17 protein-coding genes are annotated in these 19,796 nt (G+C 45.4%); 3 read left to right on the top strand and 14 right to left on the bottom strand.

The window, feature by feature from the left end; translation table 11 throughout:
* Positions 1-50 precede the first annotated feature (50 nt).
* Both BDD30_RS12520 and BDD30_RS12515 read left to right on the top strand, forming a co-directional pair.
* Entirely contained in the window at positions 51-4,301 is a 4,251-nt protein-coding gene (locus tag BDD30_RS12520; RefSeq protein WP_041381606.1) for a hotdog fold thioesterase, read from the top strand.
* A 4-nt stretch (positions 4,302-4,305) separates the two neighbouring features.
* Positions 4,306-7,272 (top strand): PfaD family polyunsaturated fatty acid/polyketide biosynthesis protein, encoded by a 2,967-nt coding sequence (locus BDD30_RS12515; protein WP_012777103.1) that lies wholly within the window; start codon positions 4,306-4,308, stop codon positions 7,270-7,272.
* Positions 7,273-7,507: 235 nt separating this feature from the next.
* On the opposite strand, the gene BDD30_RS24695 is transcribed toward BDD30_RS12515, so the two are convergent.
* The 7 genes from BDD30_RS24695 to BDD30_RS12480 form a co-directional block, all read right to left on the bottom strand.
* Positions 7,508-7,642, bottom strand: coding sequence for a hypothetical protein (locus tag BDD30_RS24695; RefSeq protein WP_282958034.1), 135 nt, complete (start codon positions 7,640-7,642; stop codon positions 7,508-7,510).
* Between the two features lie 131 nt (positions 7,643-7,773).
* Positions 7,774-8,097: a hypothetical protein gene (locus tag BDD30_RS12505; protein WP_012777104.1), complete on the bottom strand. Its 324-nt coding sequence runs from the start codon at positions 8,095-8,097 to the stop codon at positions 7,774-7,776.
* Positions 8,098-8,152: 55 nt separating this feature from the next.
* Positions 8,153-8,452 (bottom strand): contact-dependent growth inhibition system immunity protein, encoded by a 300-nt coding sequence (locus tag BDD30_RS12500; protein WP_041381608.1) that lies wholly within the window; start codon positions 8,450-8,452, stop codon positions 8,153-8,155.
* A gap of 45 nt (positions 8,453-8,497) precedes the next feature.
* Complete coding sequence (locus tag BDD30_RS12495; RefSeq protein WP_012777105.1) at positions 8,498-8,809, bottom strand: contact-dependent growth inhibition system immunity protein; 312 nt, start codon at positions 8,807-8,809, stop codon at positions 8,498-8,500.
* Between the two features lie 17 nt (positions 8,810-8,826).
* Positions 8,827-9,696 carry an RNase A-like domain-containing protein gene (locus tag BDD30_RS12490; protein WP_012777106.1) on the bottom strand — a complete coding sequence of 290 codons (870 nt, stop codon included), beginning with the start codon at positions 9,694-9,696 and terminating at the stop codon, positions 8,827-8,829.
* Position 9,697: 1 nt separating this feature from the next.
* Complete coding sequence (locus BDD30_RS12485; RefSeq protein WP_012777107.1) at positions 9,698-10,177, bottom strand: Hcp family type VI secretion system effector; 480 nt, start codon at positions 10,175-10,177, stop codon at positions 9,698-9,700.
* Positions 10,178-10,460: 283 nt separating this feature from the next.
* Entirely contained in the window at positions 10,461-10,766 is a 306-nt protein-coding gene (locus BDD30_RS12480; protein WP_071823678.1) for a YjeO family protein, read from the bottom strand.
* A 1,045-nt stretch (positions 10,767-11,811) separates the two neighbouring features.
* On the opposite strand from BDD30_RS12480, the gene BDD30_RS12470 reads away from it, so the two are divergent.
* Positions 11,812-12,291 carry an Hcp family type VI secretion system effector gene (locus BDD30_RS12470; RefSeq protein WP_012777109.1) on the top strand — a complete coding sequence of 160 codons (480 nt, stop codon included), beginning with the start codon at positions 11,812-11,814 and terminating at the stop codon, positions 12,289-12,291.
* Positions 12,292-12,693: 402 nt separating this feature from the next.
* Here the strand turns inward: BDD30_RS12470 and hpaA are convergent, their stop codons facing one another.
* The 7 genes from hpaA to BDD30_RS12435 form a co-directional block, all read right to left on the bottom strand.
* A complete protein-coding gene (gene hpaA / locus BDD30_RS12465; RefSeq protein WP_012777110.1) occupies positions 12,694-13,584 on the bottom strand; it encodes a 4-hydroxyphenylacetate catabolism regulatory protein HpaA in 891 nt (296 codons plus the stop codon).
* Between the two features lie 25 nt (positions 13,585-13,609).
* Entirely contained in the window at positions 13,610-14,986 is a 1,377-nt protein-coding gene (gene hpaX, locus BDD30_RS12460) for a 4-hydroxyphenylacetate permease (protein WP_012777111.1), read from the bottom strand.
* A 97-nt stretch (positions 14,987-15,083) separates the two neighbouring features.
* The gene (gene hpaI, locus BDD30_RS12455) at positions 15,084-15,890 is read right to left on the bottom strand and encodes a 4-hydroxy-2-oxoheptanedioate aldolase (protein ID WP_012777112.1); all 807 of its coding nucleotides are present in this window, start codon (positions 15,888-15,890) and stop codon (positions 15,084-15,086) included.
* Positions 15,891-15,901: 11 nt separating this feature from the next.
* On the bottom strand, positions 15,902-16,705 hold the full coding sequence (gene hpaH / locus BDD30_RS12450; RefSeq protein WP_012777113.1) for a 2-oxo-hept-4-ene-1,7-dioate hydratase: 804 nt from the start codon (positions 16,703-16,705) through the stop codon (positions 15,902-15,904).
* A 4-nt stretch (positions 16,706-16,709) separates the two neighbouring features.
* Positions 16,710-18,185: an NAD-dependent succinate-semialdehyde dehydrogenase gene (locus BDD30_RS12445; RefSeq protein WP_012777114.1), complete on the bottom strand. Its 1,476-nt coding sequence runs from the start codon at positions 18,183-18,185 to the stop codon at positions 16,710-16,712.
* On the bottom strand, positions 18,182-19,405 hold the full coding sequence (locus BDD30_RS12440) for a Bcr/CflA family multidrug efflux MFS transporter (protein ID WP_012777115.1): 1,224 nt from the start codon (positions 19,403-19,405) through the stop codon (positions 18,182-18,184). The genes BDD30_RS12445 and BDD30_RS12440 overlap by 4 nt, the downstream gene beginning before the upstream one ends.
* Before the next feature lie 2 nt (positions 19,406-19,407).
* Entirely contained in the window at positions 19,408-19,794 is a 387-nt protein-coding gene (locus BDD30_RS12435) for a 5-carboxymethyl-2-hydroxymuconate Delta-isomerase (protein WP_012777116.1), read from the bottom strand.
* Positions 19,795-19,796 lie beyond the last annotated feature (2 nt).

Genomic DNA, 19,796 nt, shown 5'->3' with positions numbered 1-19,796 from the left:
GCAGACGTTGTACTCAGGGAAATTTTGTCATGCTTAGGAGTTACTCTGTCATGGAAAATATTGCCATTGTGGGGTTGGGTTGTCTGTTTCCTGAGGCAGATACCATTGAAAAATACTGGGAAAATCTTTGCCTGAAAAATGATAGTGCAACCCCGTTGTCTGCTAAGGAACTCGGTGTCGATCCTGCACTTTATTATCATCCGATTTCAGGCACTGTTGATAAAATAAACTATAACCGAAATGGACATATTCGCGATTTTCACTTTGATGCGAAAGGCTATGCGCTGCCTGAGAATGAAATACTTACTTTAGATAATTTGTTTAAGTGGACGATTTATGCGGCTGCAAAAGCGCTGAATGATAGCGGATATCGAGATAAGCCAGCCGTGTTAAAAAAGACAGGGTTGTTAATTGGTAACATCGGTATGCCGACGCACAGCGGTAAGCGTTTGATGAATCCGTTTTACCATCGTTTATTAACGCCATATATCCAGCAATTAATTGGGCGTCCTGATTTCGGCTTTGATCAATTTTGGCCGGAAGAAGAGCATTCAGACCTTAACCTGATAACCGGTGGACATAATGCCACCATCGCCGCTCAGGCATTGGGCTTGCAGGGGCCGAGTTATGCTCTGGATGCCGCCTGTTCATCTGCGCTTTACGCGATAAAAATGGCGATGGATTACCTTGCCAGCGGCAAGGCAGAGATGATGCTGGCCGGTGCTGTTTGTCATGCCGATCATATCTATGTTAATCAAGGGTTTAATGTTTTACGGGCTTTCCCAGATGGTGGTGCATCGGTGCCCTTTGACCGCACTTCTGAAGGATTGAAAGCTGGTGAAGGGGTTGGCATTGTGGCGATTAAACGCTATGCCGATGCTATCCGCGACAATGACAAAATTTATGGCGTAATTGAATCGGTCGGTTTATCCAACGACGCCGGTGCCAAGCATATTTTGGTACCAGACATCAACGGGCAGCGATTGGCGCTGGAGCGTGCCTACCGCAACAGCAGCCCGGAGATCGACTACCTCGAGTGCCACGCTACTGGTACTCCGGTAGGTGATCAAATCGAATTGGCGACGGTCGAAGCCTTCTTTGACGGCGTGGAAAAGAGGCCACTATTGGGGGCCAACAAAGCCAACAATGGCCACATGCTGACAGCGTCTGGCATGGGCAGCCTGTTGAAAGTGCTCCTGGCCATGCAGCACGATTTGATTCCAGCGACCCTTGGCGTTCAGCAACTGGTCACTACGCCGGGCGGCCAGATTGGTTTGGAACACGTGGTTCGTAGTGCCCTGCCGTGGCCTGCCAATGGCCGACCAAAGCGTGCTGGGATTAATGCGTTCGGCTTCGGTGGTGTCAATGCTCATATGGTGATCAGTGAGGATCATCCACGGCTGCGAGCTACACAAAGCGAATCCTGGCGTCCGCTGGCGATCGAGCCTTTGGCGCTGGTGGGTGTGGGCGTACACTTGGCGCAGACAGAAGATACCGATACCTTGGACCAAGTGGTACAGCAGGGGATACAGCATCTGTATCCATTGCCGCGAACGCGTTGGCAGGGGATCGAACAGCGAGCTGATGTGTTGGCGATGCGTGGGGTAGAACAACCACCGTTGGGTTCCTACATTGAGAAATTCGAATTCGACTGCAAACGTTTCAAACTACCACCGAATGTAGTCAGTCCATATCTACTTTCCCATTTGTTTTTATTGCCGGTAGCTGAGCGAGCTTTTTTCGATGCGGGTTATACGCTAGATGGCAGTAAACGTAATATTGCCGTAATTGTGGCCGGTGGAGTGGACTATGGCAGCCTGCGTAGTCAGGCACGCAATGAAATTGGCTGGCAACTGGAACATAGTCTGCGCAGTCATGGCATTGAATTACCTGATACCGATGTGCTGGCGTTACAAACCATCCTGAAGGACAGTCTATGTTCAGCCCCGTACCCAGAGGGTATTACTGGTGGAATTGGTAACGTAGTGGCGAGTCGGCTTGCCGCACACTTGCACCTGAATGGCCCGGTGTTTTCGTTGTACAGTGAAGAAAGCGCGCCGTTCAAAGCTTTTGAGCTGGCGCAATTCCTGCTCGCCCGTCAACAAGTCGAGGCCGTGATTGTTGCCAGCTGTAGTTTTGCCGGCGGGGTGGAAAATGTCCTATGGGATCATCAGTCATGTCAGGCGAATCAAGCGGTGGGAGATGGTGGTGGTGTTGTGGTGCTGCGGCGTGAACAGGATGCTCTGCGTGAGGCTACCCCTATTTATGCCGTAGTTGAAGGTTTGGCAATCAGTCATACGGTGGATCGCCAACTGGCGTTTAAAATCGATGAAAAGGAGATGGTTGCTGCGGCGACGCAGGGACTGGTAGCCGCGGGTTGCACTGCGGAACAGATCGGCTACGTTGAAGTTTACGCTGGTGGGCGGCCTGATGAGATTGCCACCGAGCTGGCCGCATTGAGCCGGGTATATGCCTCACCGCAGCGTCAGGCACCGCTGACCTTAGGCACACTGAAGGCGTACTATGGTCATCTGTCGGCGGCTAATGGTCTGTTGGGAATTATCAAGGTAGCGTTGCAACTAACCCAGCGTTACCTGCCGGCGTTGCCCATTTATGCACAATCCACTCAGTTGGCTGATAACGTCGGAGATCATTTTTCCCTACCAAGGCAAACACAGTTTTGGCCGCAACCGGCACGGGGATTACGGCGTGCGGCGATCAATCATATCGGTATTGACCGCGCTTACAGTCATATGATCCTGCGCGAACCACAGGATGGCACCCGTACCCGGCCTGCGAAAACCATAGCACCTGCTACGGAGGGGTTGAAAGTTACGGTCTATACCGCCGGGGAGAAAATGCTGGTTGATTTCATTATCAATGAGACCAATCTGGCACGTTTCTCTGGTGCGGTGAATATTGCGGCGAACCCTGATACTCAGATAACCCCTACGGCTACCGCGCTTAAGTACCTGGTGCGCAATGCGCAAACTCAGTTGCAGTACCTGCGCCTTGAACAGTCCTATTATCAGTTGCTCAATCGCATCCTAAACGAGCATTCCCCCGTCGCTAGTGCGCCATTGTTTGATGAACGTCAGATTGTTGAACTGACTGACGGTTTAGTGGCGAATGTGCTGGGAGCTGAGTATGACAAGGTGGATTGTTATCCGGTACGTACCCGCATGCCATCTCCACCTTACCTGTTTGTCTCGCGCATTACCGCGTTGTCCGCGGTTAAGGATCGGCTTGAGCCTTGTTACATTGAGTGGGAGTACGATATCCCTGTTGATGCCTGGTATGTGGTAGACGGTAAGACTCCGGATTTTATCGTCTTGGAATCGTCCCACGCGCTGATAGTGGCTTTCACCGTCATTGGCTGCGACCACTTATTCAAAGGACAATTGAGCTACCGCGCGGTAGACAGCCAAACCACGATGTACAGCGAGATGCCGAAGGTGGGTGAGGTGTTGCGTGGCCGGGTTGATATCAAATCCTGCGTGCGAGCTGGAGGCATGGTCTTAATTGCCTATGAATATTACTGCTATGTCGGTGAGCGTTTGGTGTTAAAACAGGAGGCTAATTCGGGCTTTTTCACTATGCGCGACATTGCCAAAGTCAGGCAGATAGATACCACGCCGTATTTTGCCGCCGCAAAACGGGCCAAGCCCTTCACTCCGCCACTACGTTGTTCGCGCCGACGTTTTGACGAACAACATATTAATGCTCTGATGCAAGGAGACATTGCCGCCTGTTTTGGCCCGCAATATGCCGTTGAAGGCACTGGCAGACTTTCTGCTCCACATTCACGCATGCTTAGCCGAGTACTGGATGTTGACCTGTCCGGAGGGCCTTTTGGCTTGGGGGAGGTGATCGGTGAAGTGGATATTGATCCCGAGCACTGGGTATTCGAAGTGCATTTCAAGAACGATCCGATCATGCCGGCCACGTTATTGGTTGAAGGCTGTGAACAACTGATGAAGTTCTACCTATATTATCTGGGGTTGAAGTCGCAAAGCGATTTGGTCTCCCAAACACTGTATAACCTTCAGTACAGCGCCAAATTCCGTAGTGAAGTCAAGCGTGAGCGCGACGTGTTACGTTATCGTCTGACCTGTAAATCGATCGATGCACAGTACCAAGATAATGGCACCGCCTTGACGGCTATCTCGCTGATCTTCATTGCTGAAATCATTTATCGCGGCAACGTCATTGGTTTGTGCGATAACCTGGGGGTAGGCTTTACCCGGCGCCTGTCTCTACCAGCCACTTCTTCTACGATGTTGTTGACACAGGGAGCATGAAAAAATGAGTTATCGTTTATTTGTTAACCAATCTGCCAGTTTGTATGATCTTGACCATGCTCTGCAAGTCGTGCAATTGGGTGACGGAGTGGTGCTGTTACCGGCCAGTGAGCCACTTCCCTCTGAACAGGCGGTTGTGCTCGGCACGTTACCGGCGGTGACGGCAGCCGATCTGGGGGATGACAGTTTCCGACGGGATTATGGTGTACGTCTGGCCTATTACGCTGGGGCGATGGCAAATGGCATTCACTCGGAAGAGATGGTAATTGCCTTGGGCCAGCAAGGTATCTTGGGCATATTTGGCGCTGGCGGGTTGAGCATTTCACGCATTGCTGAGGCGATTACCACGTTGCGCCAGCATCTCCCTAACGGGCCATTCGGTGTCAACCTACTTCATACTCCCAGCAATCCGGAATGGGAAATGGCCTGTGTGCGGTTGTGCATGGAGCAACAGGTCAGGGTGATTGAGGCTTCGGCTTATATCAACCTGAGCGTGGCGTTGGTGTACTACCGAGCTTGTGGGCTGACACAGCAACAAGATGGTAGCATCCTGCGCCAAAACCGCATCATAGCCAAGGTATCACGCCGTGAGGTTGCCCAAAATTTCTTGCGTCCGGCACCGGAAAACATGCTGAAAAAACTGTTGGATCAGGGAATGATTACTGTCGTGCAGGCAGAGCTGGCGCGTCAGGTACCGATGGCAGATGACATTACTGTGGAAGGGGACTCCGGCGGCCATACTGATCAAGGGGTGCTGTCCTGCATTTTTCGCTCCATGGTACAACTACGCGACGATATTGAGCGCGAATCTTGCTATGGTTTCCGAGTGCGGATTGGGGCAGCCGGTGGTTTGGGAACCCCTCACGCTATTTTGTCTGCCTTTGCTCTTGGCGCAGCGTATGTGGTGACTGGGTCAATAAACCAAGCTTGTATAGAGGCTGGCACTTCTGAGGTGGTAAAACAGATGTTAGGTAAGGCCCAAATAGGCGACGTGGCGATGGTGCCATCGGCGGATATGTTTGAGTTGGGCGCTAAAGTACAGGTACTAAAACTGGGCAATATGTATGCAATACGCGCCCAGAAACTTCAGGCACTATATAAGCAGTACGACAGTTTGGATGAACTCTCGGCGCAGGACGTGGCCTTGTTGGAAACGCAGATCTTCCATAAACCGCTGGCTGATATCTGGCAGGAAACGGTGGCCTATTTCCAGCGTTGCAACTTGCCGGCGGAGATTGAAAAGGCGGAACAGCGGCCAAAGAAAAAAATGGCGTTGTTGTTCCAGTGGTATCTCGGTCAGTCATCACGTTGGGCGATAAACGGTGAAGCGACCCGGCATATGGATTACCAGATTTGGTGCGGATCGGCAATGGGGGCGATGAACGAGTGGTTGCAGGGCACGCCACTGGAGGACGTGGCTCAGCGCAAGGTGGCAGAACTTGCTCATCTACTGATGAATGGTGCCGCTTACCTGACTCGCATTGCCCTGCTTGAACTGATGCACGTCACACTTCCAGAATCGGTTAAACGGTACGTGCCGTTTAACTTATTCAAAGATGCGAGCTATACCAACGGTAATTTGACATCACAAACACAGGTGGAGAGTAAGCAATTTATGGACACAGCAACAAAACTGTCATTGGAAAGGTCAAAAGAGTTTTATAAAAAGTGCTGCGATCTGTTGCCAGGTGGCACTCATTACAACTTCGGCGATGCTGAACGGCCATTGGTGATCCCGTTCAACCGTGGGCGCAACTCACGTATTTGGGATCTGGATGGTAATGAATACCTCGATTTGTTCTGTAAGTTCGGCGCGCTGTTTGTCGGCCATCATAACGAAGCCTATAACGAGTCGCTGATCCAGTACATGGGTAAGGTCACGTCGGTGGATACCTGCGATCTGGAAGTGGATGTGTGTGAAACCATGGTGAAGCATATTCCCTGTGCTGAGATGGTGCGCTTCTGCCTGAGTGGTACTGAGGCGGTACAGAACGCATTACGTCTGGCACGTGGTTTTACCGGTAAAAATCGTTTTATCCGTTTCCACGGTCATTACCACGGCAGTGCCGATAATATCATTGGATGGCGGAATAAGCAGGATCTTCACTATCCGGTGCCGGAGCAATTCCAGGGCGACTTGCTCGATACTTGGGGACGAGCGACTGGCTCGATTGCTGAGCAATCCTTTATGCTGCCGTGGAACGATATCGACGTACTTGAGGCTACTATTGAGCGCTATCATGATGAAATCGCCGCTGTGCTGATGGAGCCTATCTGCCTCAACGGTGGTGGCATTTTCCCGCGTGAAGGTTATCTGGAGAAGGCCAAGGCGTTGTGTGAAAAATACAATATTGTGCTGATTTTCGATGAGATTATCACTGGTGTGCGTTTGGGTCTTGGCGGTGCACAGCAACTGTTGGGCGTTACCCCACACCTGGCGACTTTTGGTAAGGCATTGGGCGGCGGTGCAATGCCGGTTTCTGCCATCGTTGGCCGCCGCGACATCATGGACTTGTATACCCGTGGCAAGGTGATCCATGCCGGTACTTTTAACGGTTATCCGCTGGGGCTGGCGGCTATCAAGGCAACCCTCTCTCTGATTGAGCGTGATCTGGGTTGCTACGACCGCATGGCTAACATTACCCGTCAACTGTCCAACGTCTTCGTCAAGGCGGCTGAAGCAGCTGATTTACCGCTGGTGATTCAGGGCATGCCAACCGCGCTGGTGTATCATTGTCAACAGGAGCCGCTCGAACGATCCCAAGACTACAGTGATAAGGTAAAGATCTGCGACATCATCATTCGTGAGACTGCCAAACACTACGGCATCCAGTTCTCACCGTTATCGCGAATGTATTCTAACCTGTCAATGTCGCAGGATGATGTGTGCTTCTTTGAAGAGCGTATTTTCGATGCTATGGCTAACGCCCGCCAGATCATCGACATCACTTTCAAAGAAGGGGCTGATTGAGTTATAACAACCAAAAACAAACCTTAATAGTTTGAGGTGTTTCTTCTCTGAGAAGAAACACCTTATTCAGTTATAAGAATTTTAAATGGCTTCATTTTTGCCTATTCAATATGTTTCTTAATCATCGGTCAGTATTTATTTTCTAGGTATATACCCTTCATCTTTCAAGCTGTTGCTTTGTTGGCTGCTTTCACGTACCCCAGTCACATAGTTATCTATGCTGCTGGGGATGCGTTCACTTGCTGCCGCGCTGCAACTCGAAATCTATTGGATATAGATTATCATTGAATGGCGCTTTTGAAGTATAATGTCTATACCCTTCATCCTTCAAGTTGCTGCTTTGTTGGCTGCTTTCACTCACCCCAGTCACATAGTTATCTATGCTCCTGGGGATTCGTTCACTTGCCGCCGCGCTGCAACTCGAAATTTATTGGGTATAATTATTTATTACCTTCAAAAGCGCCTGTTTTTACTTAAGAATTTCACGGTGATAAAATTGATTTATTCATCCTTTTCAAGGTGTTCATTTATAAAATTTTGCATTATTTGAGATGTATTCTCTAAGTGTTCTAATATAGTGTCAATAGTTTCACGTAATTTCTGCTCAAATTCATTGTAATGCGAGTTAGCAGAATTTTTTTTGATATCTTTAACATAGCAGATAAGTAAATGAATACTGTCTAATAATACTATTGGTACGGTATTAAGATAATTCATTCGTAATTCACCTAATTCATTAAGCATCTTGCCAAGTAACTCATAATCTTGACGATCAAAAGCTTTTTTAAACTTATCTATATATTGTAATCTTTCTTTCATTCCCATTGTATTTGACCTTTTTATTTACTGTTACATTAAAAATCACTATGGTTAGCCATCTTTATCCAAATATTATTGGGCTGATTTGGATACATGATTTAGAAAGTCTAACGTGGTGGTTTCCCATTAATTTAGGAACAAATTCATCATAATTAAAATTATGAAAGTCTTTTTCTACGTCATCAGAATTACGGGTAAAATTATTAACTCCTCTTATTAAACTTATTATGATTATTGGATATTGACAGTTTAGATGGTCAGCCATTATTTCATCTGTTGTTTTATCAAATGATTGATAATATTGATAAAAATAAGTAGTCATTAAATTAGCTATAGATTTTCTTTCTATTCCTCTTTCCATTGAATTAAACCTATTTATGTATTTTTTCATTTAAGAATACTTTAACTATTTGTATTCATCTTTTTTAGTATGCTCGTTTAGGAAATTTTGTGCTTTTTTTGATACGTGCTCTAAAAACTCAAGTGCTGTGGTATCCCATAATTTAGGGCAAAAACTGGAACTATAATAGAGCGCTTGAAAATCTTTCTCTATGTTTTCTGAATTATGGATAAAAGACGCTATCTCCTGTATTAGATTTTTCTTCATTGCTTCATTCGTGGTATCAAGATAGTCATTGATAACATCATCAAGCTCAGGGCCAGATATTATGTCATAGTCTTGATTGAAATAAGCAAACATTAGGCGATTTAGTTCCATTTTTCTTTCCTAAGATCTTAATATGTGGGAAACGCTGTTAATATATAATACAGTTTACCATTAAATTCGGAATGAGTTAAAACTATTCTAACTTTGTATAATTCTTGCAAGTTTTCAGATCCTTTAATAAATCCGAAACCAACAGGCGTGTTTGATATATAATCTATCTCTTGTCTTACTCCTTTTGGGGTGTATTTCAATAAAGTGGTTATTTTTATCTGATTATTCTTTAAGGCTTTCGAAATCACTTTCTCTGCAACATCTTGATTATAAAATGTGCTTGCTTCTCTTAATCTTCCTTTACTGTTTAGTATTCTAGTCCTCAATTCCTGCTCAGATAACCCAACATGTTTAGCTAAAGTATGGCCGCCCGGTTTTAAACCTGTAGGAGATTCATGCTCAATTAATTTAATTCTGCCTACCCGTACAGAGGCAACTCTAATAGCACCCACCATTGAAGCGAATGACAACGGTACAGCAATATCGACGGTGAGTCCTATTTCAGAAGCGGTGTAATTATCAGCACCAAATTCTTTTGCTAGTTCTACTGCTGCACGATAAGTTTCCGTCGCTGTTTCTCTGCCAGTCATCATTTGACTGACAGAAGCATTCATCACATCAAGACTGTGTGCCCCGACAATAACACAGGCAGCCTTAGTTAGTGTTGTCGGATCAGGTGCCAGACAAAGACCGCCAGCGCCAATAAGTTCAACTACCCCTGCGGCTAAACCCGCACCACCTAATATTCTATTACTCCAGGTCTCCTCTTCTGTGATGGTATTATCTGACAGAATTGCCGCTAGCTGAACCGGCGATAAAACAATGCGTAATCCATTTTCAGAATCTAAATCAACAGTGTCATCAGTCAAATAGGCAGTATTATTCATATTAATAAACTCTGTCATCCCAGAAGCTATAAGAACCTGTTGAACAGATAATATTGTTCCATGTGATATCTTTGTAAGAGAAACAGATAATTTCTTGTGGTATGCCTGCATTATTATCTTTAGAATGCGGAAAATTGTATTTTATGCTGGTGATAGAGGCATGACCCAGTCTGACGGAATAGTGTTTTTCTAATCCTCCAGTGAGCGATGTTCTGTAATGCGCAAATAGACATTCTAGTTCCTCATTCTCGTCAAGGCTTCGAGCCAATAGAGGCGAAGATTTATCGATGGGTTTTATCACCATAACCGGATGATGAGATACATGTTGTTCTCTCGTCATTAAATGTTGAAGTGAGTAAATAAAAATCTCATTTTCATGGCCGTGTTGATAATTATTTCCTATAGAGTCTGAGGAGCCGCAGCCAGCAGAAATCAGCCCCTGTTTTTTACCTTTCAGTGTTAAATAAATGATATTTGCCATACTCGTTACTCCTTAATGCAGCTTTTTCGATTCTGAGTCAAGAAATGTATAAAGTAGGGGGTGTGTAAAAATCAACCATAAATTTGTAAATTTGAAATAATTTACATTTGTCAAAGAGAATGAAAGCATGAAAATGAAAAAACATAAGAATAGCTAGCTAAAAAATCTAATACAAAGTGGACTTAAGAATTTGAGCTATTCGTATTCGGGGAACATGTTTGTGACAATCGCATTTATATTCAGGCAGCCCCTGCCAGTCACCACCTGAACAGTTGAAATTATTCTAAATACATATCATTAGTCTGATAAAAAAACGCCATATCCAATATGCCAATAGAGTGAATGTAATGATATTAAGGGAAAATGATTTAAATCTTTTTTTTACAGTTGCATAAATTAGGGGTGATATAATCAGTAAACACGTTGGAGAGAATAGCTCGCGGGTATCATCTAGCAGTGCTCTATAAGTATCACAGATGTCCTTTACATTACTACCATTGGTGTAATATTCTTCTTCTAAAGAGGACATCATATATATAAATAACGTACAAAAGATGGCATAAGTGATATTTAAAGCTAATTTGCTCATTCTGGAACTCTCATGATTAAATGCATTGTCTTTTCTCTACTTCCATAAATAGTAAAATAGGTGTTTTACCTTAGTGAGCGTACTTTATTATTAAGTTTTTTTGCTTTGTGAACAGATTGCCTTATATACCCGTAAACCGCTTTGACTATACCCTTCATCCTTCAAGTTGCTGCTTTGTTGGCTGCTTTCACTCACCCCAGTCACAGAGTTATCTATGCTCCTAGGGAGTCGTTCACTTGCCGCCGCGCTGCAACTCAAAATTTATTGGGTATAGATACATTGCGCGAGTTATTAGGTAGCCATTTATGGAGTATGGGATATGTCACATCAGAACCTAAAGATCCCAATTTATCTACCGTATAGTAAGGAGATTTCATCTGTTATTTCCTTTTATTTGATAAAATTATCTATATTGGCATTCCGGTTGCCATCACTTATCCTTCATAGTTACCGTGAATCGTAAAGCTCCAGTATATTCAGAATTTTAATTCAGGAAAGAGGTTTTGTAATAAAAATGGTTAAATCTTGGATAAGTTGATAACAGAAAGTCGTCACAACTAAAAAGCAGATAGGACGGTAGCTGTTATATGGCTTGTCGTTTAAATGATAGATTCAGTCATAATGATTTCTTCTTCTTTATTTAAGCCATGGTATTGCTTTTAGTTTGGGATTTTTTTCATTGGCATCATCCAGATAATTTCAGAATTAATAATTTGATAACGAAATATAGAATAAAATCAAAACAGTCTGTCTGGGTTTTCAGACAGATAGTTAATAGTAGACGAAGTGCTGAACTTGGGTTATCTGTAGAATTAATAGTAGCAACTTTGATTAGCCTTGCGTACAAATTGATGGGGTGATATAGGAAGGAGAGAAGAAAGAGGAGGAAAGTATCTATGAGTGCTTTAGTGTTTAAGTATCTGTGCATGATGCGATAATTAAGTACTATTATTGTATGCTGAGTTTATGGCTGAGGACGATATCCAGCCTAAGAGTAGATGTTTTATATGATTTTTTACTAACTAAATTAAAAAGGTAGAGATAAATGGCTAACTCCATTTACGTTACGATAAGAGGAAAGAAACAAGGACTGATATCTGCTGGGTGTTCATCTTATGATTCCATTGGTAATAAATATCAAATTGGTCATGAGGATCAGATATTTGTTCTATCTTTCGAACATGATATTACCAGAGAGCAAAATGTTAATCATCAACCTGTTAGATTTGTCAAACCAATAGATAAATCATCGCCGTTATTAGGTATTGCTATCTCTGATAATGAAGAGCTGGAGCTTCTTTTTGAATTCTACAGAACGTCAAGTATAGGTGCTCAGGAAAAATATTATTCAGTCATGATTACCAAGGCCACGATAAAGAGTTTTAGTGTGTTGTATCCTCATTCAGTAACTCATGCGGATAATCAACCAGAGGAAATGTTGTCAATTTCTTATCAAAATATAACCTGGAAGCACTATATCGCCGGGACATCTGGATATAGTATTTGTGAAGATCGCGTATATTAGTTTACATTTATACCTAATAGATTTCGAGTTGCAGCGCGGTGGCAAGTGAATGAATCCCCAGGAGCATAGATAACTATGTGACTGGGGTGAGTGAGTGCCGCCAACAAAGAGGTAACTTGAAAGATAACGGGTATATACCCTATGGATTTCAAGATGCATCGCGACGGCCAGGGAGCGAATCCCCGGGAGCATAGATAACTATGTGACCGGGGTGAGTGAGTGCAGCCAACAAAGAGGCAACTTGAAAGATAACGGGTATAGGTAGCGTTCAGTTATCGCTACCTAAATATAATGCTTAATCCATTGTTCGAAAAATATAGCTATTTCTGCAAACAATAAAATAGGCATATTTTCCTGATGAGCATACTTGATTATTTAGTTTTTGCTGTTCAGCACTGACATTTATTTTTCATGAATATGTCTTTCCCGCCAAAAACTGGGGGAGCAGCCAACCAATCTATTAAAGAAACGAGCAAAATAGGCGGGATCTTTGAACCCAAGTTGATAGGCAATTTCAAATATGGCGCAATCACTGAATAATAGTAGTCGTTTAGCTTCACGTAACTGGCGATCGAAAATTAATCTTTTAGGTGGCCGGTTGGCAAACCTCCGGCACATATCTTTTAACCGCGATTCTGTAATTCCTAATTTGTTAGCATATTCTGGTACGGCAAGGTGATGATGGTAATAGCTGTCTATTAGTTGGTTAAATCGCTGGAATATTTTAATCTCCCCTCGCACACCATTAACGGGATGGTCATCAAGAGGAATATTGCGCAATAGCAAGGTGAATAATGCTTGCGCTAAAAATGTTAATGATTGTTCCCGCCCGGCAAAGTTATTAGATGATTCGCGAGCTATCAGCGCCCAATAATGGTTAAAAGCCTCTAACTCTGCCGGTTTATCTGCGACAGATAAGCAAATAGCGGGAATATCAAGAACGTCTTTGTTTACAGGATAGAGTGATTCTAATAGCGGTAATATCAGTTCCTGTCGCACGGTAAGGACGTATCCGTCACTGTCATCTTGAGTAAAAAAAGCGTGAGGAACAGATGGCGGCGTTAGGATAAACAGCGGGGCTTGTACAGAATAGTGTTGCTCATCTAACTGTAATTCAATATGTCCGGTGACCAGAAAATGAAGCTGGAAGAAACCATCATGGCGATGAGCCTGCATGTTACGACCGAAAAATGCTGCCATTCGGCCAAATGTTTGATAATGCACATCATCAGTGCCTTGAGTCTCATCATAGTCTTTGCTGATATCAATATTGGCAATGATAGGCTCAATCATGACGGTTTTTCCTTTTTATTGAAAATTATGACGTTGTTTTCTGTCTGGAATGTTTCATTGGGATCATCCAGATAATGACGGCACCAATGACCAGTAATCCGGCGACGAAATGGAGACCGGTATTAAAGCTCCCTGTCTGATCTTTCAGCCAGCCGATTAATAACGGGCTGAGTGCTGAACCTATGTTACCTGTAGAGCTAATAACTGCGATGCCGATCGCTCTTGCTCGTAAGCTGATAGCTTGATCCGGCGTGGTCCAGAAGACCGCCATTGCGGTAAATGAACCGGTTGAAGCCATAATAATCCCAAGCAGTTGAATGACACTGTGGTTGGTTAATGAGGTCAATATCCAGCCCACGGCAGCGAACAGATAGGGCAGAGCTGTATGTATTTTACGTTCTTGTAACCGATCTGAACGACGACTCCAGTAAACCATCCCGACAATGGTACAAAACTGAGGAATGGCGGTCAGAATGCCGATCGTAATGTTACTACTGCCCTGATTGAAGCTTTGCACAATCTGCGGCGTCCAGATATTAATCGCGCTTAGTGTGTTGGTCAGGCAGAAATAGGACAAGGTATACATCAGCATGATTGGCGCGAAAATCTCACGCCATATACTGCGTTTTTGCATTGCCTGATGAGTTGATGAGTCTGCCGATTGCTCCAGAGCAGACTGGTCGTTATCCATCATCTCTTGTAAGCATTTTTTGTCTTCATCTGTCAGCCAGTTAGCTCGTTTTGGCGAATCATCAAGATAGAACCAAACGATAATTCCTAGTAATACTGAAGGAAAACCTTCCAGCAGGAATAGCCACTGCCAGCCGTGAAGGTTCATCAGGCCATCCATTTCCAGAATATAACCGGAAGCCAGAGAACCAAAAGCCATTGTTACCGGCATTGCCACCATAAACAGCGCATTAGCACGGGCGCGATAGTAAGCCGGGAACCAATGAGTCAAATACAACAGGATACCCGGTACGAAACCCGCTTCGGCGATACCGACCAGCATACGTAAGATGTACAGACTGGTTGGGCCGGTGGCGAACATGGTGGCAGTGGAAGAGATCCCCCAGAGCACCATGATCGTGGCTATCCAGCGTCGTGCCCCGATAATACTAAGCATGATATTACTGGGAATGCCGAAGATGACATAAGTGGCATAAAATAGCGTTGCTGCCAGACCGAACATTGTCGCATTCAGTCCAAGATCTTTACCCATTGTCAGGCCAGCAAACCCGATATTGATTCGATCCAGAAATGAAAATACAAATAATACGAATAGGAAAATAATCAGACGACGAAATAGTTTATTAATGACGGATTGCTGTTGTGCCGTGAGTTGCTTATGTTGAGCTGCTAGATTGCCCGGCTGTTGCGCGGCAGTTGATGAATCGCTCATTGTAATTTTCCTTATTATTTTTTTATCTGTATTACATTGTTATGGCAAATCAAAAAGTTGTCGGGTAAATCGGTTGTTAATGTTGCGCTAGTTGAGATTAATAGACATCAGATGAAGGTGTTGCTGGCAGGTCTTTACTTGCGCCGAATCGTGCAGCCAGCGCTTCTGCTGAACGTGCCAGCAAAGTCGTATCAATACCAACAGCAACAAATAGCGCGCCGAGTTTCAGGTAATGTTCAGCAACATCAGGCGCTGACATCAGAATGCCCGGTGCTTTACCCGCTGCTTTGATTTGGGCGATTGCCTGCTCAATTGCGGCCTTTACTTCAGGGTGTTGCGGATTATTGACAAAACCCATATCTGAACTCAAATCCGCCGGCCCGATAAAAACACCATCCACACCATCTACTTCGAGGATCTCCGGCAGGTTACGCAGTGCTTCACGGGTTTCTACCTGAACCAGAACGCAGATTTCATCGTTGGCACGATGCAGATAATCAGGAATTCTGTTCCAGTGGGAAGCCCTTGCCAGAGCGCTACCTACACCACGGATACCCTCTGGTGGGTAACGGGTTGCACGAACCGCTTCGTAAGCCTGCTCGGCGTTTTGTATCAGGGGAATTAATAAAGTTTGGGCACCCACATCCAGTAGCTGCTTGATGATCACCAGATCATTCCAGGGCGGACGTACAATGGGATGGCTTGGATATGGGGCAATTGCTTGTAATTGGCTTAGAATCGTTTGAACGTTGTTCGGAGCGTGTTCGCCATCAATGAGTAACCAGTCGAAACCGGCTCCGGCAACTAATTCTGCACTATAGGAGCTGCAAAGCCCCAACCATAAGCCGATTTGTGGGCGGCCTGCTTTTAATGCTTGTTTAAATTTATTGGTTAACCGATCCATATTTTTCCTCTTTAAACAAAACGACAACTGATAGCACCGATGGGGCCGTAATCCACATGGAAGGTATCTCCTTTATTTGCTGGAACCGGGCGAGTAAAAGAGCCACTGAGAATGATTTGTCCTGCTTCAAGTTGAACACCATGTGGGGCTAGTTTGTTTGCTAACCATGCGACACCGTTAGCTGGATGATTAAGTACCGCTGCCGCGACACCGGATTCTTCAATCACGCCATTGCGATAGAGCAGGGCGCTGATCCAGCGCAGATCAAACTCTTCTGGTTTAATCGGGCGTCCTCCCATAATCACACCGCCATTGGCGGCATTGTCTGAAATCGTATCGAACACTTTGCGCGGACGATGGGTTTCTGGATCGATGTTGTGGCAACGGGCATCGATCAATTCCAGTGCTGGAATGACATAATCTGTTGCATTGTAAACATCAAACAGCGTGCAGTTCGGGCCACGTAAAGGTTTTGCCAATATGAATGCCAGTTCGACTTCGAGACGGGGAACAATAAAGCGATCACATGGAATGTCGCTGCCATCAGGGAAAAACATATCATCCAACAGCGCACCGTAGTCTGGCTCACTGATCTGCGAACTGGCTTGCATGGCTTTAGAGGTCAGGCCAATTTTATGGCCTTTGAGTATGCGACCTTCCGCAATTTTTAAATCTACCCATTCGCGCTGAATAGCATAAGCCTCATCAATGGTTATTTCAGGATAATCCAACGAGATCTGGCGTATTTGCTCACGGCTTTTCTCTGCCTGATGCAGCCGGTGTGCAATTTGTGATATGACTTCTTTCTGTAACATGCGGTTAAGCTCCTGCATCTTCTATGCCACCAAAGCAGAGATATTTCACTTCCAGATAATCTTCAATGCCGTAACGTGAGCCTTCACGCCCTAGCCCAGATTGTTTAATGCCGCCGAATGGAGCGGCTTCATTAGAAATCAAACCTTCGTTGATTCCGACCATGCCGCTTTCCAGCGCTTCAGCTACGCGGTAGATTCGGCCAATATCACGAGAGTAGAAATAGGCGGCCAGTCCAAATTCAGTATCATTGGCCAGCTGAATAGCTTCTGCTTCGTCACGGAATTTGAATAGAGGCGCAATGGGGCCGAATGTTTCCTCATGGGAGACAAGCATGGATTCATTGACATCAGCTAGCACGGTAGGTTCGAAGAATAAACCGCCCAGAGCATGTGGTTTTCCACCAGTCAGTATGCGTGCGCCGTGAGAAATGGCATCACTGATGTGTTCCTGCACTTTATCAATAGCAGCCTGATTGATCAGCGGGCCTTGTTGTGATTTGACATCACTGGCTGGGCCAACATGCAATGTATTGACCGCTTGTGCCAGACGTGTTGCGAATGTGTCATAAATGGTTTCCTGGACCAGAATACGGTTAGCACAAACACAGGTTTGGCCACTGTTGCGGAATTTGGCTGTCAATGCGCCTTGTACTGCCGCATCAATATCCGCGTCATCAAAGACAATAAATGGTGCATTTCCACCCAGTTCCAGTGATAACTTTTTCACGGTATCGGCGCTTTGTGCCATCAGTAACTTACCGATGCGGGTTGAACCGGTAAAAGAGAGTTTGCGGATAATTGGGCTTCGGGTCAGAACGCCGCCGATGGTTTTCGCATTGATTCCGGTGACCACATTCAGTACGCCAGCCGGAATACCAGCTTGTTCAGCCAGAGCCGCCAGAGCCAAGGCTGAAAGCGGTGTTTCTGAGGCGGGTTTTAGTACCACAGTACAACCGGCTGCCAGAGCAGGGCCAACTTTGCGGGTGATCATGGCATTAGGGAAATTCCACGGCGTGATGGCAGCAACAACGCCAATTGGCTGCTTGATAGTGATGAGCCGACGGCCCGGTAGAGGGCTTGGGATAGTTTCACCGTAAGTACGCTTACCTTCTTCCGCAAACCACTCAATGAAATTGGCGCCATAAGCGATCTCTCCCATTGCTTCTGCTGGTGGTTTCCCTTGTTCCAGACTGAGTAATTCAGCTAGTGCTTGTTGATTTTCCATTATTAACTGGAACCAGCGTTGCAGAAGTTGGCTACGTTGCTTGGCGGTCATTGCTCTCCAGGTTGGCAGGGCTTGTTGAGCCGCTTCAATGGCGCGTTCTGTTTCAGCAGCGCCCAGATCACTAACTTGTGCAATAACTTCTCCATTTGCTGGGTTAGCCACATTAAAAGTCACTTTGTTATCAGCATCGATCCATTGTCCGTTGATATAAGCTTGCTGACGCAGTAGGGCGATATTGACATTATTATTTGTCATTGCTTTTTTTCTCCTGAAAAAACTTGTGTGCATGATGTTTGCTGGCGAGCGGTTGCCAGTTGCTGACATAACCAACTCAATCCAGCACAAACTGCCATCACAAGAGCCATAGCAAAAGGGGTTTCATCCTGTAATAAGGAAACTGCAATGCTGGCGAGTGCCGCCATAGCGAATTGCGTAGCAATAGCGAGTGCGCTGGCACTGCCGGCAAATTGGCCTCGATGTTGAAGTAATAAAGAGAGGCCATTAGTACCAATGGCATTAACCAGTGATATAACCAGTACGACCAAAGTAACGATAACAGTAAGATTTTGCTGATAAAAGATAACCAATAAAATGCCAAACAGTAATTGCGCACTGGTTTGGATCAATAACAGACGGGAAAGGTTGTAAACTTTTAGTAACCGGACATTGAGCAACACCATAGCGATCATGCCCAATACGTTACAGCCGAACAATAGTCCGTAATAATTGGCTGGAACCTGAAAATAGTTGATATAAACGAAAGGTGAACCACTGATGAAAGCGAACATGGCAGCGCAAGAGAACGCCACCGTGCTGATAATTGCCATTGCTTCACCGTCAGCCAGTAACTTGCCGTAGTTTTTAAACGTGGTGATAAGCTTTCCACTGTTATGATTGGCAGGCAGTGTTTCTGGTAACAAAAACAATAATAATAATCCACTGATACAGCCGACCAGGGTTAGTAGAATAAATATGGCCCGCCAGTTGAAGCTGGTTAACAGTAGGCCACCAAGTAACGGTGCGATAAGTGGCGCTATCATGGTCACCAAAGTCATGAGTGACATCACCCGGGGTAATTCCTGTGGGCCATAGATATCACGGGCGATGGCTCTGGCCATGACAACCGCTGCACCGCTGCCAAATGCCTGTAATGCACGCAGTAAAATCAGATGCTCAATTTGTGTCACCTGCGTACACAACAGACTGGCGGCGACGAATAACGTCATACCACTGAGCAACAGTTTTCTTCGCCCTAAACGGTCGCTCAATGGACCATATAACAGCATTCCAATACAGAAACCGATGAAAAATGCGCCCAAGGTATATTGCATCTGTCCTTGTGTTGCTTGTAATTGCCTTGCCATTTCTGGCAAGGCCGGCAGATACATATCAATCGACAGCGGCCCGAAAGCCGCCAGTGAACCCAATAAAGGGATCAGCCAGCGCGGGGGATGTTGATTAAAGGGCTTCGGCATCGTTATTCCTTACGAAATAGGGAATGGACGTTGTTTTGTTTGTAGTTTAATACCGGGTCCAACTCTTCCATCGTAAAAGAGAGGGCGAGGTACTGTCGCGCCATCAGCGAGGCAAAGTGTTCTTTAATCAGCGTGAATAACAGCTCACCAACCTGTTGACGGCTTTCAAGACTGCGTCCAGCGCCGATTTTCAGCGTCATATGGACAAATGCGTAATCATGTTTACCGTCAGCCATGTGCCAGGTATCCAGCCAAATGGCGCGACTGCGGATTCCCCCCAATGGGAAAATGCCAGTTTCCGCCAGCGCCTGATTCACTTTACTAAACAACTCTGGCAGATTGGCTTGTTCACGAATGTTTTCCGTACATTCAGCATAAAAATGTGGCATGG

Source organism: Photorhabdus asymbiotica, assembly GCF_003634575.1.
In the GTDB taxonomy this organism is placed as follows: domain Bacteria; phylum Pseudomonadota; class Gammaproteobacteria; order Enterobacterales; family Enterobacteriaceae; genus Photorhabdus; species Photorhabdus asymbiotica.
The sequence above is the reverse complement of the archived record's forward strand: the minus strand, read 5'-3'. Positions and strand labels throughout refer to the sequence as shown.

Bases quoted from the DNA above. Each gene is read 5' to 3' on its own strand.
- BDD30_RS12520 (WP_041381606.1), top strand. From the start codon at position 51: ATGGAAAATATTGCCATTGTGGGGTTGGGTTGTCTGTTTCCTGAGGCA.
- BDD30_RS12515 (WP_012777103.1), top strand. From the start codon at position 4,306: ATGAGTTATCGTTTATTTGTTAACCAATCTGCCAGTTTGTATGATCTT.
- BDD30_RS12505 (WP_012777104.1), bottom strand. From the start codon at position 8,097: ATGGGAATGAAAGAAAGATTACAATATATAGATAAGTTTAAAAAAGCT.
- BDD30_RS12500 (WP_041381608.1), bottom strand. From the start codon at position 8,452: ATGGAAAGAGGAATAGAAAGAAAATCTATAGCTAATTTAATGACTACT.
- BDD30_RS12495 (WP_012777105.1), bottom strand. From the start codon at position 8,809: ATGGAACTAAATCGCCTAATGTTTGCTTATTTCAATCAAGACTATGAC.
- BDD30_RS12490 (WP_012777106.1), bottom strand. From the start codon at position 9,696: ATGAATAATACTGCCTATTTGACTGATGACACTGTTGATTTAGATTCT.
- BDD30_RS12485 (WP_012777107.1), bottom strand. From the start codon at position 10,177: ATGGCAAATATCATTTATTTAACACTGAAAGGTAAAAAACAGGGGCTG.
- BDD30_RS12480 (WP_071823678.1), bottom strand. From the start codon at position 10,766: ATGAGCAAATTAGCTTTAAATATCACTTATGCCATCTTTTGTACGTTA.
- BDD30_RS12470 (WP_012777109.1), top strand. From the start codon at position 11,812: ATGGCTAACTCCATTTACGTTACGATAAGAGGAAAGAAACAAGGACTG.
- hpaA (WP_012777110.1), bottom strand. From the start codon at position 13,584: ATGATTGAGCCTATCATTGCCAATATTGATATCAGCAAAGACTATGAT.
- hpaX (WP_012777111.1), bottom strand. From the start codon at position 14,986: ATGAGCGATTCATCAACTGCCGCGCAACAGCCGGGCAATCTAGCAGCT.
- hpaI (WP_012777112.1), bottom strand. From the start codon at position 15,890: ATGGATCGGTTAACCAATAAATTTAAACAAGCATTAAAAGCAGGCCGC.
- hpaH (WP_012777113.1), bottom strand. From the start codon at position 16,705: ATGTTACAGAAAGAAGTCATATCACAAATTGCACACCGGCTGCATCAG.
- BDD30_RS12445 (WP_012777114.1), bottom strand. From the start codon at position 18,185: ATGACAAATAATAATGTCAATATCGCCCTACTGCGTCAGCAAGCTTAT.
- BDD30_RS12440 (WP_012777115.1), bottom strand. From the start codon at position 19,405: ATGCCGAAGCCCTTTAATCAACATCCCCCGCGCTGGCTGATCCCTTTA.
- BDD30_RS12435 (WP_012777116.1), bottom strand. From the start codon at position 19,794: ATGCCACATTTTTATGCTGAATGTACGGAAAACATTCGTGAACAAGCC.